The sequence below is a fragment of the Micromonospora sp. NPDC051141 genome (assembly GCF_044455765.1).
GTDB lineage: Bacteria > Actinomycetota > Actinomycetes > Mycobacteriales > Micromonosporaceae > Micromonospora.
Genome location: NZ_JBITFD010000010.1, coordinates 94423 through 110561, shown reverse-complemented (window position 1 = coordinate 110561; position 16139 = coordinate 94423). Strand labels below are relative to the sequence as shown.

The following is a 16139-nucleotide window of genomic DNA, read 5'->3' as shown; positions in this document are numbered from 1 at the left end:
TCAGCTTCCGGTGACGCCGTCGATGCGTTCCCGGATCAGGTCGGCGTGGCCGTTGTGCCGGGCGTACTCCTCGATCATGTGCACGTAGACCCAGCGGAGGCTGATCTCGTGGAACCCGTCGCCGTCGCGGCGGCGGTGCGGGAAGGTGTGCTCCAACGGCAGGTCGGCCACCGCCCGGTCGGCCGCCTCGATCTCGGCGGCCAGGGTGGCGAGCGCCTCGGCCGGGTCGGCGTCGGCGATGTCGTTGAGGTCGGCGTCCGGGTCCTTGTCGTAGTCGTACATGTCGGGCAGTTCCATGCCGGCGGCACGGACCCGGAACCACCAGCGCTCCACGTCGGCCATGTGCCGGACCAGGCCGAGCAGGGTCAGCCCGGAGGGCTCGACGCTGCGGGCGCGCAGTTGCTCGGCGGTCAGCCCGGCGCACTTGAGGCGCAGGGTGTCGCGGTGGTTGTCCAGCCAGCCCTGGAGCATGGCGCGTTCGTCGGCGACGAAGGGCTCGTGGCGGCGGTTGATCTCGGGTGCGGTCCAGGTTGTCATCCCGGCGATGTTAGGAGGGGGCCCGGGTACAACGCGAGGCGTTAACCGGGGACCCTCCTTGCACCTCAGGGCACCACGACGACCGGCCAGCGGCCGGCGCGCACGAGGCGGGTGGCGACGGAGCCGACCAGCTTGTGCCCGGCCTGCTCGGAGGAGCCGACCACGACCAGGTCGGCCCGGTGCTCGTCGGCGGCCCGGCACAGCTCGGCGTACGCGTCGCCGCGCCGGCTCAGGAACGTCACCGGCAGGGCCAGCTCCTCGGCCCCGCGCCGGCACTCGGCGCGCAGCTCGTCGGCCAGCTCGTCGTGGGTCTGCTGCACCGCGCCGGCCACCACCCCGGACATGATGCCGCTGTACGGGGCCGGCGAGCTGACGAACACCACCACCAGGCCGGCGCCCTGCCGGCGGGCCAGCCCGGCGGCGTACGAGGCGGCCCGCATCGAGGTGCGGCTGCCGTCCACGCCGACCAGCACCACCCGGGGCCCGTCGGTGCCCCGCTCGTAGGGCAGCGGCCGGCCCTGCGGGCCGTACCGTTCACGCTCCGGCGCGCTCATCGGGCCACCGGGGCGGCGGCCGGGGCCACCTCCGGCGCGATCCCGGTCGGGGCCGGGTCGGCGTTGGTGCGGCGCAGCGGCACCTCCCGGATCAGCACCACCGCGAGCAGGGCGAGCAGCCCGAACGGGGCGGCGGCCAGGAAGATGTCCCCGGCGCCGTGCCCGTACGCGGACTCGACCACGGCGCGGATCGGGGCGGGCAGCGTGTGCACGTCCGGCAGCGCGCCGCCACCGCCCGAGCCGGCGGCCGGCACACCCAGCCGGGTGAGCCCGTCGGCGAGGTAGCCGGTGACCCGGTGGCCGAGCACCGCGCCGAGCGCGCTGACGCCGACCGCGCCGCCGAGGCTGCGGAAGAACGCCACCACGGAGCTGGCCGCGCCCAGCTCGTGCGTGCCGACGGTGTTCTGCACGGCCAGCACCAGGTTCTGCATGGTCATGCCGAGGCCGAGGCCGATCAGCGCCATGAAGATCGCGAGCCGCCAGTACGGCGTGTCCACCCGCATGCCGCCCATCAGCGCGAAGCCGGCGGTGAGCAGCAGCGAGCCGGTCACCAGCCAGCGCTTCCAGCGGCCGGTGCTGGTGATGATCCGGCCCACCACGGTCGAGGCGACCAGCAGGCCGCCGATCATCGGCAGCGTCATCAGGCCGGCCATGGTCGGGCTCTCGCCGCGGCTGATCTGGAAGTACTGGCCGAGGAAGACCGAGGAGCCGAACATGCCGACGCCGACCGCGACGCTGGCCACCACGGCGAGCGTGATGGTGCGGTTGCGGAACAGCCGCGGCGGGATCATCGGCTCGGCGGCGCGCTGCTCGACCCGGACCGCGAGCACCCCGAGCAGCACCGCGCCGGCCACCATGGCCGCGCTGGTCCAGGAGATCCAGTCGTACCGGTCGCCGGCCAGGGTGATCCAGATCAGCAGCAGCGAGACGGCGGCGGTGATCAGCGTGGCACCCCACCAGTCGATGGTGACCTTCCGCTTCACCACGGGCAGGTGCAGCGTCTTCTGGAGCACGATCAGCGCGAGCACGGCGAACGGCACGCCGACGTAGAAGCACCAGCGCCAGCCGAGCCAGTCGGTGTCGACGATCACGCCGCCGATCAGCGGGCCGCCGATGGTGCCGACCGCCATCACCGCGCCGAGGTAGCCGCTGTACCGGCCGCGCTCGCGGGGAGCGATCATCGTCGCCATGATCACCTGGGCCAGCGCGGTGAGCCCGCCCGCGCCCACGCCCTGCACCACGCGGCAGGCGATCAGCTCGCCGGTGGTCTGGGCCTGCCCGGCCAGCACCGAGCCCAGCACGAAGACCGCCAGGGCGAGCTGCACCAGGATCTTCTTGCTGGTCAGGTCCGCGAGCTTGCCCCAGATCGGGGTGGTCGCGGTGGTGGCCAGCAGCGTCGAGGTGACCACCCAGGTGTACGCGGACTGGCTGCCGTGCAGGTCGGTGATGATCCGGGGCAGCGCGTTCGAGACGACCGTGGAGGAGAGGATCGCGACGAACATGCCCAGCAGCAGGCCGGAGAGCGCCTCCAGGATCTGCCGGTGGGACATGCCGACGGCGGGGGCCCGGGTGGACACGGTCGCCTGGGTCATCGTGGGTTGCCTCCGAAAGGGGGGGAGATGGGTGCCTCGGGCAACCGTACGGTTTGGTTGCCTTGAGCAACAACCGCGAGTGGCGCGTCTCCTATTCCCGCCGGAGCAGGTCAGAACGTCTCGTTGAAGCGGTGCATCAGCCGGGCGAACGCCGCCACGTCCTCGGCCGGCCAGCTCTCCAGCGACCGCCGGATCTGCCCGAGCCGGGCGGACCGCGCCGCGTCGAACCGCCGGGTGCCCTCCTCGGTGAGGCTGAGCTGGGCGGCCCGCCGGTCGGTCGGGTCCGGGTCGCGACGCACCAGGCCCAGCGTCTCCAGGCCGCCGATCTGCCGGCTCAGCGTGCCCTTGCCGATGCCCAGCTTCACGGCCAGGTCGGTGAGCCGGATCTGACCGGAACGGCGCAGCCAGAGCAACAACCCGTAGGCGTTCGGCTCCAGGTTCGGGTGGACCTCGCGGGCGATCTCCCAGGACAGCGCCCGGCCGCGGCGCAGCAGCGCGGTCAACTCGTGTTCCACGGCGCGCAGCGTCTCGTCCATGATCAGAGGATAGTCAGTCCTCGTCGCTGAGCTGCTGCCGCGCCACCGGCCGCAACTCGCCCGCACTGGTGGTGCCCTCGATCACCACGGCGGCCGACCGCCCCCGGTGGGTGAGCGTGGCCACCGCGTTGCCGAAGTACGGCCCGGCCAGCTTGCGCCACCGCACCGGCGGCCGGCGCACCCCGGCCGACCGGGCCAGCGCCCGGGTCGCCCCGGCCGGACCCGGGTTCCAGCCCAGCGTCATCAGCGGGCGCATCGCGGCCGGCACCTGGTTGTGGATCGGCGAGCAGGTGAGCTGGTGCACCGGCGTCTGCACGCCGCGGTCGGCGAACCGGGCCCGGGCCACGTACGAGTGGTGCACGTCCCCGGAGAGCACGCTGATCGACGCCGGCCGCGGGTACGCCGGACCGGCGCCCACCCGGGCGCCGGTGCGCGCCGCGGCGCCGCTGCCCAGCCGGGCGAACAGCTCGCCGAGCGCCTCGAACGAACGCCGGAACGCCGCCCAGTGCTCCAGGTCCCAGGCCCGGCGCATCTGCTCGGCCAGCCGCGCCACCCAGGGCCGGCCGGAGTCGGCCAGGCGCTCGTTCCACGCCTCCACGTGGTGGATGCCCGGCGGCAGCAGCCACGGCAGCGAGGTGCCCACCACCAGGTGGTCGTAGGCGCCGTGCGCCTGGTCCAGGAACCACGACCACTCGCCCGGCGGCAGCATCGCCCGGCTGCCCGGCAGCAGCACCCGGCTGGAGCGGTTGTCCAGCATCACCAGGCGGGTGCGCCCCAGGTCCAGCGCGTAACTCCACTGGTACTGCACGGCCCGCCAGCGCTCGGTGTCGTGCGCCAGGTCGGCCTCGGTGTCCACCCGCTCGCCGAACTCGTGCAGCACGCCCGTGGCGTCCTCGGCGGCCACCACCTTGGCGTACACCGGGTCGGCGGCGATCTCGTCCGGGCTCAGGTTGCCCAGGTGCTGATAGACCCAGTAGGAGGCGAGGCCGCTGCGGATCCGCTCGGCCCACCACGGCTGCTCCCGCATGTCCGCCCGCCAGGACTGCGAGGTGTTCCAGTCGTCGATGACCTCGTGGTCGTCGAAGATCATCACGCTCGGCACGGTGGAGAGCAGCCAGCGGATCTCCGGATCCCGCCAGGACTCCAGATACAGCTTCGTGTACTCGTCGAAGCTGACCACCTGCGTCGCCGGGGCGTCCTTCGGCCGCCGCCGGCGCCGCTTGAGCAGCTTGCGCACGGTCGGTGAGGTCTCGTCCGCGTAGACCTGGTCGCCGAGCAGCACCAGCAGGTCGGGCAGCGTGTTCTCCTCGGGCGCTGCCATCACCCGCCGGGCGTACGCGTCGAGCGCGTCCGGCGGCAGCTTGCGCGCGGTGGAGTGCTGGGTGGTCTCCCGGCAGGAGCCGAACACCAGGCGCACCGGCTGGTCGGCGTCGTCGGCCGCGCGGGTGCGGATCACGCTGGGCGGGAACGCGCTGTCCGGCAGCGGCCAGGCCGCCTCGTCGTCGATCAGCACCTGGTATTCGGTGACGCTGTCCGGCGTGAGCCCGGTCACCACCACGATCGCGTAGTGGTGGTCGTACGCGGAGAAGGTCGGCGCGCTGCCGGTGGCGCCGTCTGCCGTGCGGACGGTGACCACCGCGGGCGCGCTGGTCTCCACCCAGACCGTCGCCCGCGTGTCGACGACCCGGCGCAGGAGTGGGCCGATGAGCAGGCGGGAACCGGGCACGGCGTCTACCTCCGACAAGATCGTGTGGGCGTTCCTACCCGGCCGGCGGTTGCGGTACGCCTTCCGAACGCGAGCGTACCCGCAGGTTGTTCGCGTGCCGAGGCGGTGAGTGGGACGCCGTCGCCGGCATCTGACAGGATTTCGGCATGAAGGAATACCTCCTCGTCGCTCTCGCCCTGCTCGGCGTGCTCATCATCGGCGGCCTGAGCCTCGTGGTGCCCCGGCTGCGCCGGCGCCCCGAGCCGCCGCTGCCGCGCACGGAGGTCGACACCCGGACCGAGGAGGACCTGGCCGGCCCGCCGGTGGAGGCGCCCGAGGCGGAGTTGAGCACCGGCGTGGTGGTCGAGGCGCCGCCGGTCGAGGCGCCCCCGATCGAGGTCCCCGAGCCCACCGCCGGCCGGCTGGTCCGGCTGCGCTCCCGGCTGTCCCGCTCGCAGAACGCGTTCGGCAAGGGCCTGCTCGGCCTGCTCAGCCGCGACCGGCTCGACGAGGACACCTGGGAGGAGATCGAGGACAGCCTGATCACCGCCGACGTCGGCGTGGACTCCACCCGGGAGATCGTCGACCGGCTGCGGGAGCGCACCCGGGTGCTCGGCACCCGCACCGGCGACGAGCTGCGCACGCTGCTCGCCACCGAGCTGGTCAACGCGCTCGACCCCGGCCTGGACCGGTCGCTGCGGACCACGCCGAAGGACGGCGTGCCGGCGGTGGTGCTGGTGGTCGGCGTGAACGGCGCCGGCAAGACCACCACCTGCGGCAAGATCGCCCGGGTGCTGGTCGCGGACGGCCGCACCGTGCTGCTCGGCGCGGCCGACACGTTCCGGGCCGCCGCCGCCGACCAGCTCGAGACCTGGGGCGGCCGGGTGGGCGCGGAGACGGTCCGCGGCCCGGAGGCCGCCGACCCGGCCAGCGTCGCGTTCGACGCGGTCCGGCGCGGCATCGAGGTGGGCGTCGACACCGTGCTCATCGACACCGCCGGCCGGCTCCAGAACAAGATCGGCCTGATGGACGAGCTGGGCAAGGTCAAGCGGGTGGTGGAGAAGCACGGCCCGATCGACGAGACGCTGCTGATCCTGGACGCCACCACCGGCCAGAACGGCCTGGAGCAGGCCCGGGTCTTCACCGAGGCGGTCAACGTCACCGGCGTGGTGCTGACCAAGCTCGACGGGACGGCCAAGGGCGGCATCGTGATCGCCGTGCAACGCAAGCTCGGCATCCCGGTCAAGCTGGTCGGGCTCGGCGAGGGCAAGGACGACCTGGCCCCGTTCGACCCGGCGCAGTTCGTCGACGCGCTGCTCGGCACCGAGCCGCTCGGCCGGGACGCGTAACCCCTGCCGTGACCACCGACGATCGCGCCTACCCCGGGTGGCGCGACCCCCACCACCCCGCGCCGCGCCTCGGGAGACCGTACGTGACTTCGCAGGAGATCCCGCTGCACGGCGGAAACGTGAGCACCGTGGTCCGCGTGGGCGACACGGTCCGGCGCAACGCCGGCCCCTGGACCCCCTCGGTGCACGCGCTGCTGCGCCACCTGGAATACGTCGGCTTCACCGGCGCGCCGCGCGCGCTCGGCATGGACGAGCGCAACCGGGAGGTGCTGTCGTACCTGGAGGGGGAGTGCGGGGAGTACCCGCTGGCCCCGCACTGGGTGACCGACGAGGCGCTGGTCACGGTGGCCACCATGCTGCGCATGTTCCACGACGCCCAGTACGGTTTCACCCCGCCGCCCGGGGCGGTCTGGCGCTCGTTCGGCCCGCCCCCGCCGGACACCGAGGTCATCTGCCACCACGACGCCGCGCCGCACAACGTGATCTGGCGTCCCGACGGCACGCTCGGGCTGATCGACTTCGACCTCGCCTCGCCCGGCGCCCGCATCTACGACGTGGCGTACGCGGCCTGGACCTGGGTGCCGATCTTCGCCGACCGGGACTCGATCACGCTCGGCTGGAAGCGCCCCGACCGGCCGCGCCGGCTGCGCCTGTTCGCCGACGCGTACGGGCTGATCCCCCGCGACCGGCACCGGCTCATCCGCACCATCCGCAAGCGCATCGTCGACCACGTCGAGGGCATCCGGCGGATGGCCGCCGCCGGTGAGCCGGCGTTCGTCCGGATCGTGCACAAGGGCCATCTCCGCCGCCCGATGCGGGACCTGCGCCTGCTCGACTACGAGCGGCACCACCTGGAGTACGCGCTGCGCTGAGCAAGATCGGCGTTCTTCACACGCCGGAAACAACCCGTCACGCGTCGGAAATCGAGCGGTGTCGGTACAGGAAACAGCGGCCGACCAAGCTTCCGCGCAACCGGCGTACGGGCGACGCTGCCCCGGAAGCCGCGAAGGAGGAAGTTAACCCTTAGGAGGCCAGCGTGCCTGAAGCACCGACGATCGACGGCGGCAACACCGTTTGGCTGCTGGTTTCGACCGCTCTCGTGCTGCTCATGACCCCCGGCCTGGCGCTGTTCTACGGCGGCCTCAACAGGTCCAAGGGCGTGCTCAACATGATGATGATGAGCTTCTCGGCCATCGGGCTCATCTCTGTTCTGTGGTGGTTCTACGGTTTCAGCGTCGCGTTCGGCAGCGACGTCAACGGGCTCTGGGGTGACCCGGGCGCCTACCTCGGCACCAAGACGTTCCTCGCCGAGACCGACCTCTGGGGCGCCACGGCGGAGAACCCCAGCGGCATCGGCATCCCGCTCTACGTGTTCATGGCGTTCCAGATGGTCTTCGCGGTGATCACCGTCGCGCTGATCAGCGGCGCGATCTCCGACCGGGCCAAGTTCTCTGGCTGGCTGCTCTTCGCGTTCGGCTGGGCCACCCTGGTCTACTTCCCGGTCGCGCACTGGGTGTGGGGCGGCGGCATCATCGGCGCCAAGCTCCACGCGCTGGACTTCGCCGGCGGCACCGCGGTGCACATCAACGCCGGCGCGGCGGCGCTCGGCGTGGCGCTGGTGCTCGGCAAGCGGGTCGGCTGGCCCCGCGAGGGCATGAAGCCGCACAACATCCCGCTCGTCGCGCTCGGCGCCGGTCTGCTCTGGTTCGGCTGGTTCGGCTTCAACGCCGGCTCCGAGCTGACCGTCGACTCGGTAGCCGGCCTGGCGTTCCTCAACACCCAGCTCGCCACCGCCGCGGCGGTGCTCGGCTGGCTGCTGGTCGAGCGGATCAAGGACGGCCGTCCGACCATGGTCGGCGCGTCCTCCGGCGCGGTCGCCGGCCTGGTCGCGATCACCCCGGCCTGCGGTTTCATCGCCCCCTGGGCGGCGGTCCTGCTCGGGCTCGTCGCCGGTGCGGTCTGCGCGCTCGCCATCAGCCTGAAGTACAAGCTCGGCTACGACGACTCGCTCGACGTGGTCGGCGTGCACTTCGTCGGCGGCTGGATCGGCTCGCTCTGGCTCGGGTTCTTCGCCACCAACTCGGTGAACAGCGCGATCGGCGACGTGGTCGGCGCCTCCGACGGCCTCTTCTACGGCGGTGGCATCACCCAGCTCGGCCGGCAGGCGCTGGCCGGTCTGATCGTCACCGTCTGGTCGGGTGGGGTGGCCTGGCTGCTCGCCTTCGCCATTCAGAAGACGATCGGCTTCCGGGTGTCGGCCGAGGCCGAGGTCGACGGCATCGACGTCGCCGAGCACGCGGAGAGCGCGTACGACCTGTCGCCCACCACGGGCAGCAGCACCAGCGCGTTCGCCCTGGCCGGGATCGGCGGCGGCAAGCCGAGCCCGGAGCCCACCGACGAGGCGGACCCGTCCGCCGCGCCGGTCGGCGAGAAGGTCGCCGGTTAACGTTCCTGGGATGGAGGGATTGGACATGAAGCTGGTGACCGCGGTCATCAAGCCGTACCAGCTGGACGCGGTGAAGGAGGCCCTGCACGCCCTCGGCGTGGCCGGGCTGACCGTCAGCGAGGTCCAGGGCTACGGCCGGCAGAAGGGGCACACCGAGGTCTACCGGGGTGCGGAGTACACGGTCGAGTTCCTGCCCAAGATCCGGGTCGAGGTGCTCACCGACGAGATGGACGTCGACAAGATCGTGGACGCCATCGTCGGCGCCGCCCGGACCGGCAAGATCGGTGACGGCAAGGTCTGGGTGACCGGCGTCGAGGAGGTCGTCCGGGTGCGTACCGGCGAGCGCGGACTCGACGCGCTCTGACCACGGAATCCGCCGACGTGACCTCGTTGACCACGGCCACCGCCCCGGGCGGGGACGGCGCACCCGTGGTCAACGAGGTCACCGGCCTGCCCGGGGGCGTCGGCGCGGCGGCCCGCGCCGCCCGCGCCGACGCGCTCGACGCCTGGCTGCGCCGGATCTTCCCGGCCCGGCCCGGCGTCGCGCTGGTCGCCGTGGGCGGGCTCGGTCGCCGCCAGTGCGCCCCCTACGGCGACCTCGACCTGGTGCTGCTGCACGCCGGGGTGCCCGGCGTCGACGAGCTGGCCGCCGCGCTCTGGTACCCGATCTGGGACGCCGGCCTGCGGCTCGACCACTCGGTACGCACCGTCGCCGAGGCGCTCTCGGTGGCCCAGGACGACGTCAAGGTCGCTCTCGGCCTGCTCGACGCGCGCCACGTGGCCGGCGACCCGGCCCTGACCGAGCAGCTCGCCCGCACCGCTACCGACCACTGGCGGCGCACCGCCATCCGGCAGCTCCCCGGGCTGCGCGAGATCACCGCGACCCGCTGGGAGGCCCACGGCGAGCTGGCCTTCCTGCTCGAAGGCGACCTCAAGGAGGCCGCCGGTGGGCTGCGCGACGTCGGCATCCTGCGGGCCATCGCCACCGCCGGCGTCACCGACGCGCTCCGCCCCGCCGTGCACGCCGCGCACCGGCGGCTGCTGGACACCCGCGACGCCCTGCACCAGCAGGTCGGTCGCCGGGTCGACCGCCTGGTCGCACAGGAACGCGACGGCGTCGCGAAGCTCCTCGGCGTCGACGGGGGCGACGCGCTGCTGCGCCTGATCGCCGGCGACGCGCGGACCGTCCGCCACGCCCTCGACGACGCCTGGCGGGCCGCCGACCGACTCCGTTCCGGCCGGCAGCGTGCCGCCTCGGGCCGGCCGGTGCGCCGCCCGGTCGCCCGGGACGTCGTCGAGCAGGACGGCGAACTGGTGCTCGCCCGGACCGCGATCGGGGCCCGCCCCGACCCCTGCCTGTCGCTGCGGGTGGCCGCCGCGGCGGCCACCACCCGGCTGCCCATCGCACGCGCCACCTGCGAGTGGCTGGCCGCGTACTGCCCGCCGCTGCCCGCGCCCTGGCCGCCGGCCGCCCGCGCCGCGCTGATCACCCTGCTCGGCGCCGGCCCCGGCCTGGTGCCGGCCTGGGAGACCTGCGACCGGTACGGGCTGATCGACGGCTGGCTGCCCGAGTGGACCCGGATGCGCAGCCTGCCCCAGCACAATCCGGTGCACCGGTTCACGCTCGACCGGCACCTGGTGCAGACCGCGTACGAGGCCAGCCGGCACACCCGCGACGTGGAGCGCCCCGACCTGCTGCTGCTCGGCGCGTTCCTGCACGACATCGGCAAGGGACTACCCGGCGGAGGTGCCGCCGGGCGGGCCGGCAGGCATGAGCACGTCGGCACCTCCGGAGATCATTCGACTGTCGGAGCGCCGCTGGCCGAGGCGGTGGCCGCCCGGATCGGGCTGCCCCCGGCCGAGGCGGCGCTGATCGGCACGCTGGTCCGGCTGCACCTGCTGCTGCCCGAGGTGGCCACCCGGCGGGACCTGTCCGACCCGAAGACCATCGCCGGGGTCGCCGGACTGGTCGGCGACGCCGGCACGCTGGAACTGCTGCACGCGCTGGTCCGGGCGGACGCCGCCGCCACCGGCCCGGCCGCCTGGTCCGGCTGGAAGGGCCGGCTGATCGCCGACCTGGTCACCCGGGTACGCACCACGCTGGACACCGGCGTGGTGCCCGCCCCGCCGGCCCCCGACCCGGCGCTGGTCGCCGGCCCGCTGCCGGTCGTACACCTGGGCGAGGACCGGGTGTCGGTGGCCGCGGCCGACCGGCGTGGGCTGCTCGCCACCGTGGCCGGGTGCCTGGCCCTGCACCGACTGGAAGTGATCTCCGCGGACGCCGCCACGGTGGACGGTCGCGCCCTGGTCGAGTGCCGGGTGCAGCCGCGCTACGGGCTCGCCCCCGACCCGATCGCGCTCAGCGCCGACCTGCGCCGGGCGGTGGCCGGCGACGTCTCGGTCACCCAGCGGCTGCGCGGCCGGGCGCTCGCGGCCCGCAGCCGGGGCGCCGCGCCCCGCGTGGTCTGGCACCGGGAGGCGGCCACCGACGCCGTGCTGCTGGAGTTGCGGGCGGCGGACGCGGCCGGCCTGCTCTACCGGGTCACCTGCGCGCTCGACGAGGCCGGCGCCCAGGTGCGCGCCGCCCGGATCGCCACCCTCGGCGGCGACGTGGTGGACACGTTCTACCTGGTCGGCACCGGCCTGCCGGACGAACAGCGAGCCCGCATCGAGGCCGCCCTCCTCGCCGCCGTGTAAGGAGGGGCCCCTGTTAACGCCTCCGGTAGAGGCGGGGCCCCCGCCTAACATCTCGCGCTACGCCCGCTGACGTACGCCGGCAGCCGCCGCCGGGCCGACGCGGCGGAGGGCCGTCGACGGGACGCTCAACGGCATGAACCCGCCCGGGCAGACCGAAGCGCTCACCAAACGGTACGGCGGCCTGACCGCCGTGCGGCATCTCGACCTGACCGTCCGACCCGGCGAGGCGTACGCGGGCAAGCTGCTCGCGGTCGGCGTCGGCGCGGGGTGGCTCGTGGCGACGATGTGGGCCATGCTCGGTGCCGTGCTCGCGGTCGCGGGGCTGCCGGGCCCGAACGCCGGGGCGTTGGCCGCCGCGCTGGGCGCTCCCGGGGGCACCCCGGGTGTCGCCGCCACCGTCGGCGGCGGACCGGCGGCGGTGGTGGTGGCCGCGTACCTGGTGGGCTTCGCGGCGGTCGGCGCGGCGCTGCTGCGCCGGCGGGACATCGGCTGAGCCGTGGACGGGGGGAGCGAGATGGACCGCGAGCGTCGGCGCCGGGGCCGCTGGTCCCTCGACGGCCTGCTCGCCCTGGCCCTGCTGGCGATCGGGCTGGCCGGCACCGGGCCGGCCGGCCTGAACCAGGACGTCCGGGCCGACCTGGGCGCCTATCCGCTGGTGGTGGTCGCCGCGCTCGCGGTGGCGGGACGCCGGCGGTGGCCGGTGGCGACCCTGGCCGTGGTCACCGCCGCGACCACGGCGTACCTGATGCTGGGTTACCCGTACGGCCCGATCCTGCTGTCGTTCTTCGCCGCGGTCTACGCGGTGGCCGCGCACCGGCCGTTCCGCGACGTGGCGGTGGCCGGCGCGGTCGCGTTGGCCGCGCTGCTGGTCTACGTCTTCGTCGGGGTTCGGCCACCGGGGCCGCTCGGTCTGATGCCCGTCGTCGCGTGGGTGGTGGTGCCGGTCGCGATCGGGGTCACCGTCCGGCTCGGCCGGGAGGCCACCGCGCGGAGCCGGGCGGACGGGGCCCGCCGGCTGGCCGACGCGGAGCGGCTGCGGGTGGCCCGGGAGGTGCACGACGTGGTGGGCCACGGGCTCGCCGCGATCCACCTTCAAGCCGAGATCGCGTTGCACCTGCTGGCCCGCAAGCCCGAGCAGGCCGAGGCGGCGCTCACCGCGATCAGCCGGACCAGTCAGGAGGCGTTGGACGAGCTGCGGGTCACGCTCACCGTGGTCCGTCGCGAGGAGTCCGTCGACGAGCGCGCCCCGGCGCCCGGGCTGAGCCAGCTCCCGCAGTTGCGGGAACGGCTGGCCGGCGCCGGCGTGCCGCTCACCGTCGAGGTGGCCGGCGTGACGCGTGCGCTGCCGGCGGCGGTGGACCTGGCCGCGTACCGGGTGGTGCAGGAGGCGCTGACCAACGTGTTGCGGCACGCCGGGCCGGCCACCGCCGCGGTCCGCGTGGGGTACGCGCCGGGCCAGGTCACCGTGGAGGTCACCGACACCGGCCGAGGGCCCTCCGCCCGGTCCGCCCGGTCCGCCGGCTCGGGTCTGGCCGGCATGCGCGAACGGGTCACCGCGCTCGGCGGTACGTTCAGCGCCGGGGCGGCCCCGGCCGGCGGGTTCCGGGTGCACGCCACGCTGCCCACGCGGGAGGTCACATGATCCGGGTGCTGCTCGCCGACGACCAGGACCTGGTCCGGATCGGACTGCGGGCCCTGGTGGAGAGCGAGGACGACCTGACGGTCGTGGGGGAGGCCGCGGACGGACTCGCCGCCGTGGCCGTGGCCCGCCGGGAACGCCCCGACGTGGTGCTGATGGACGTGCGGATGCCCGGCGTCGACGGCATCGAGGCGACCCGTCGCATCGTCGGCGACCCGACGCTGGCCGGTACCCGGGTGGTGGTGCTGACCACGTTCGAGCTGGACGAGTACGTCTTCGACGCGCTCCGGCACGGCGCCAGCGGCTTCCTCACCAAGGACACCCGCCCGGTCGACCTGCTGCGGGCGATCCGCCTGGTCGCCGACGGGGAGGCGCTGCTGTCCCCGTCGGTGACCCGGCGGGTGGTCCGGGAGTTCGCCGCCCGGCCGGCCCGGGTGCCGCGTCCGCATCCCCGGCTCGGGTCGCTCACCGACCGGGAACGCGAGGTGGTGGGGCTGGTCGGGGAGGGGCTGAGCAACGCCGAGATCGCGGACCGGCTGGTGGTCAGCCCGGCGACGGCGCGTACCCACGTCAGCCGGGCGATGGTGAAGCTCGGCGCCCGGGACCGGGCGCAACTGGTGGTCTTCGCGTACCAGTCGGGCCTGGTCGTCTCCTGACCCGGTCGGGCCGGCCGGGGCCCGTCGGAGCGCGCGGCGGACGGACCTCTGCGCGCCCGCGCCTGTCGCGCCGAGAGCAGGAGCGACTCGGTGGCCCGGCCGGGTCGGAGCGGGGGTGCGGGCGGCGGGCTACCCTAACGGTGGGCTGGACAGCCGGCCCGGCAGCACTGTGCCCGCCGATGACGACAAACGGGATGTTCGCGTGTTTGACACCTTGAGTGACCGCCTGTCCGGGATCTTCACCAAGCTCCGCGGCAAGGGGCGGCTCACCGACGCCGACATCGACGCCACCGCACGCGAGATCCGGATGGCGCTGCTGGAGGCCGACGTCGCCCTGCCGGTGGTCAAGGGCTTCATCGCGAACGTCAAGGAGCGGGCCCGCGGGTCCGAGGTCTCCCAGGCGCTCAACCCGGCCCAGCAGATCGTCAAGATCGTCAACGAGGAGCTGATCAACGTCCTCGGTGGCGAGGGGCGGCGGCTCCAGTTCGCCAAGAACCCGCCGACCGTGATCATGCTCGCCGGCCTCCAGGGCTCCGGCAAGACCACGCTCGCCGGCAAGCTGGCCCGCTGGCTCAAGGGCCAGGGCCACCAGCCGCTGCTGGTCGCCGCCGACCTCCAGCGCCCGAACGCCGTCGGGCAGCTCCAGGTGCTCGGCGGCCGGGCCGGCGTCGAGGTGTACGCCCCGGCGCCCGGCAACGGCGTCGGCGACCCGGTGCAGGTGGCCCGCGACTCGATCGAGCACGCCCGCCGCGCCGCCCGCGACATCGTCATCGTGGACACCGCCGGCCGGCTCGGCATCGACGCCGAGATGATGCGGCAGGCGGCGGACATCCGCGACGCGGTCCAGCCGGACGAGGTCATCTTCGTCATCGACGCCATGGTCGGCCAGGACGCGGTCCGCACCGCCGAGGCGTTCCGCGACGGTGTCGGCATCACCGGCGTGGTCCTCTCCAAGCTCGACGGTGACGCCCGCGGTGGTGCCGCGCTCTCCGTCCGGGAGGTCACCGGCCAGCCGATCCTGTTCGCCTCCACCGGCGAGAAGCTGGAGGACTTCGACGTCTTCCACCCCGACCGGATGGCCAGCCGGATCCTCGGCATGGGCGACGTCCTCACGCTGATCGAGCAGGCCGAGGCGGCCTTCGACTCCGATCAGAAGGAGAAGATGACCGCCAAGCTGATGGGCGGGGAGACCTTCACGCTGGAGGACTTCCTCGATCAGCTCATCGCGGTCCGGCGGATGGGTCCGATCGCCAACGTGCTGGCCATGATGCCCGGCATGGGTCAGATGAAGGACCAGATCGCCGAGCTTGACGACAAGCACTTCGACCGGGTCACCGCGATCATCCGGTCGATGACGCCGGGCGAGCGCACCAACCCGAAGATCATCAACGGTTCCCGCCGGGCCCGGATCGCCAACGGCTCCGGCGTCACCGTGATGGACGTCAACCAGCTGCTCAACCGCTTCGCCGACGCGCAGAAGATGATGAAGCAGATGGGCGGCATGATGGGCCTGCCCGGCGGCGGTCGGCGCAAGGCGACCAAGTCGCCGAAGAACAAGCGCAAGGGCACCAAGGGCGGCGGCGGTCGGCCGCGTACCGGCGCCGGGATGCCGGGCGGCTTCCCCGGCGGCATGCCGCAGCTCCCGCCGGGCCTGGACCCGGGCGACCTGGCCGGTGGGCAGGGCCTGCCCCCGGGCTTCAAGCTGCCGAAGATCGACTTCAACAAGCTGGGCAAGGGCGGGGAGAAGGGTCCCCGCTAGCGTGTCGGTGACGGTGGGCGACATCATCATCTCCTAGGGTGATGCCCGTCCCCCTGGAAGGAGATGTCAATGACCGCGGCCCCGATCCTGCCGGAGCGGCACGAGTGGACGGTCGACGACCTGGGCGACCTGCCCAAGGACCTTCCGTACGAACTGATCAACGGAAGGTTGATCGTGCCGTCCCCCACTGCCCTGCACCAGGAGCTGTGTGTCGAGCTGCTGCTCGCACTCCGCATCAACTGCCCGCCCGAGTTCCTCGTCACCATCGACCTGTCGATGCGGGTTGACCGGCGTAACGAGCCGCGACCCGACGTGGTGGTCATCCGACGTAAGCACGCCGGCCGGTCACCGGTGCCGATCGAGGACGCGTTGCTCGCGGTGGAGGTCGTCTCGCCGACGTCGCACTTCCGCGACCTCTACGACAAGGCGAGGGTCTACGCCCGCGCCGGGGTCGGCTCCTACTGGGTGGTGGACCCGCAGCACGAGCGGATCGCGCTCACCGAGTACACGCTCGGCGGCGCTGCCCGTGAGTACGAGCAGTTGACCCACACCGAGGACCTGTTCGTCACCGAGCGGCCGTGGAAGGTCTCGGTCGACCTGCCGGCGTTGACCGCACGACGCAACGACCTGCTGGCCGACGAGGACGACTGAGATCGGGTAGGACTGTGC

General features: G+C 73.5%; 15 protein-coding genes. 10 read left to right on the top strand and 5 right to left on the bottom strand.

The genetic code is table 11. From position 1 onward, the window contains the following. The 5 genes from ACIA6B_RS19945 to ACIA6B_RS19925 all read right to left on the bottom strand — a co-directional run bounded on the left by ACIA6B_RS19945 (position 1) and on the right by ACIA6B_RS19925 (position 4945). Positions 1-537, bottom strand: coding sequence for a DinB family protein (locus tag ACIA6B_RS19945; protein WP_396775232.1), 537 nt, complete (start codon positions 535-537; stop codon positions 1-3). Positions 538-602: 65 nt separating this feature from the next. Further along, a complete protein-coding gene (locus ACIA6B_RS19940) occupies positions 603-1091 on the bottom strand; it encodes a universal stress protein (RefSeq protein WP_396775230.1) in 489 nt (162 codons plus the stop codon). After that, entirely contained in the window at positions 1088-2683 is a 1596-nt protein-coding gene (locus ACIA6B_RS19935) for an MDR family MFS transporter (RefSeq protein WP_396775228.1), read from the bottom strand. Before ACIA6B_RS19935 ends, ACIA6B_RS19940 begins: the two co-directional genes overlap by 4 nt. A gap of 110 nt (positions 2684-2793) precedes the next feature. Then, a complete protein-coding gene (locus ACIA6B_RS19930) occupies positions 2794-3219 on the bottom strand; it encodes a MarR family winged helix-turn-helix transcriptional regulator (protein WP_281935723.1) in 426 nt (141 codons plus the stop codon). 13 nt (positions 3220-3232) lie between these two features. Continuing rightward, complete coding sequence (locus tag ACIA6B_RS19925; RefSeq protein ID WP_396775226.1) at positions 3233-4945, bottom strand: alkaline phosphatase D family protein; 1713 nt, start codon at positions 4943-4945, stop codon at positions 3233-3235. Positions 4946-5091: 146 nt separating this feature from the next. On the opposite strand from ACIA6B_RS19925, the gene ftsY reads away from it, so the two are divergent. The 10 genes from ftsY (at position 5092) to ACIA6B_RS19875 (ending at position 16121) form a co-directional block, all read left to right on the top strand. Continuing rightward, positions 5092-6273 carry a signal recognition particle-docking protein FtsY gene (ftsY, locus tag ACIA6B_RS19920; RefSeq protein ID WP_396775225.1) on the top strand — a complete coding sequence of 394 codons (1182 nt, stop codon included), beginning with the start codon at positions 5092-5094 and terminating at the stop codon, positions 6271-6273. An 8-nt stretch (positions 6274-6281) separates the two neighbouring features. Continuing rightward, positions 6282-7145, top strand: coding sequence for an aminoglycoside phosphotransferase family protein (locus ACIA6B_RS19915; RefSeq protein ID WP_343442988.1), 864 nt, complete (start codon positions 6282-6284; stop codon positions 7143-7145). A gap of 164 nt (positions 7146-7309) precedes the next feature. After that, entirely contained in the window at positions 7310-8719 is a 1410-nt protein-coding gene (locus ACIA6B_RS19910) for an ammonium transporter (RefSeq protein WP_396775222.1), read from the top strand. A 25-nt stretch (positions 8720-8744) separates the two neighbouring features. Then, positions 8745-9083, top strand: a complete 339-nt coding sequence (locus tag ACIA6B_RS19905; RefSeq protein ID WP_013284578.1) for a P-II family nitrogen regulator — start codon at positions 8745-8747, stop codon at positions 9081-9083. 17 nt (positions 9084-9100) lie between these two features. Beyond that, positions 9101-11416 carry a [protein-PII] uridylyltransferase gene (locus ACIA6B_RS19900; protein ID WP_396775220.1) on the top strand — a complete coding sequence of 772 codons (2316 nt, stop codon included), beginning with the start codon at positions 9101-9103 and terminating at the stop codon, positions 11414-11416. A 133-nt stretch (positions 11417-11549) separates the two neighbouring features. Then, positions 11550-11909, top strand: coding sequence for a hypothetical protein (locus ACIA6B_RS19895; RefSeq protein WP_396775218.1), 360 nt, complete (start codon positions 11550-11552; stop codon positions 11907-11909). A gap of 21 nt (positions 11910-11930) precedes the next feature. Then, complete coding sequence (locus ACIA6B_RS19890) at positions 11931-13058, top strand: sensor histidine kinase (RefSeq protein WP_396775216.1); 1128 nt, start codon at positions 11931-11933, stop codon at positions 13056-13058. After that, a complete protein-coding gene (locus ACIA6B_RS19885; protein WP_396775214.1) occupies positions 13055-13711 on the top strand; it encodes a response regulator in 657 nt (218 codons plus the stop codon). Before ACIA6B_RS19890 ends, ACIA6B_RS19885 begins: the two co-directional genes overlap by 4 nt. A gap of 202 nt (positions 13712-13913) precedes the next feature. Next, positions 13914-15470 carry a signal recognition particle protein gene (ffh, locus tag ACIA6B_RS19880; RefSeq protein ID WP_281935704.1) on the top strand — a complete coding sequence of 519 codons (1557 nt, stop codon included), beginning with the start codon at positions 13914-13916 and terminating at the stop codon, positions 15468-15470. A 69-nt stretch (positions 15471-15539) separates the two neighbouring features. After that, a complete protein-coding gene (locus tag ACIA6B_RS19875; protein WP_396775211.1) occupies positions 15540-16121 on the top strand; it encodes a Uma2 family endonuclease in 582 nt (193 codons plus the stop codon). The last annotated feature ends 18 nt before the right edge of the window (positions 16122-16139 follow it).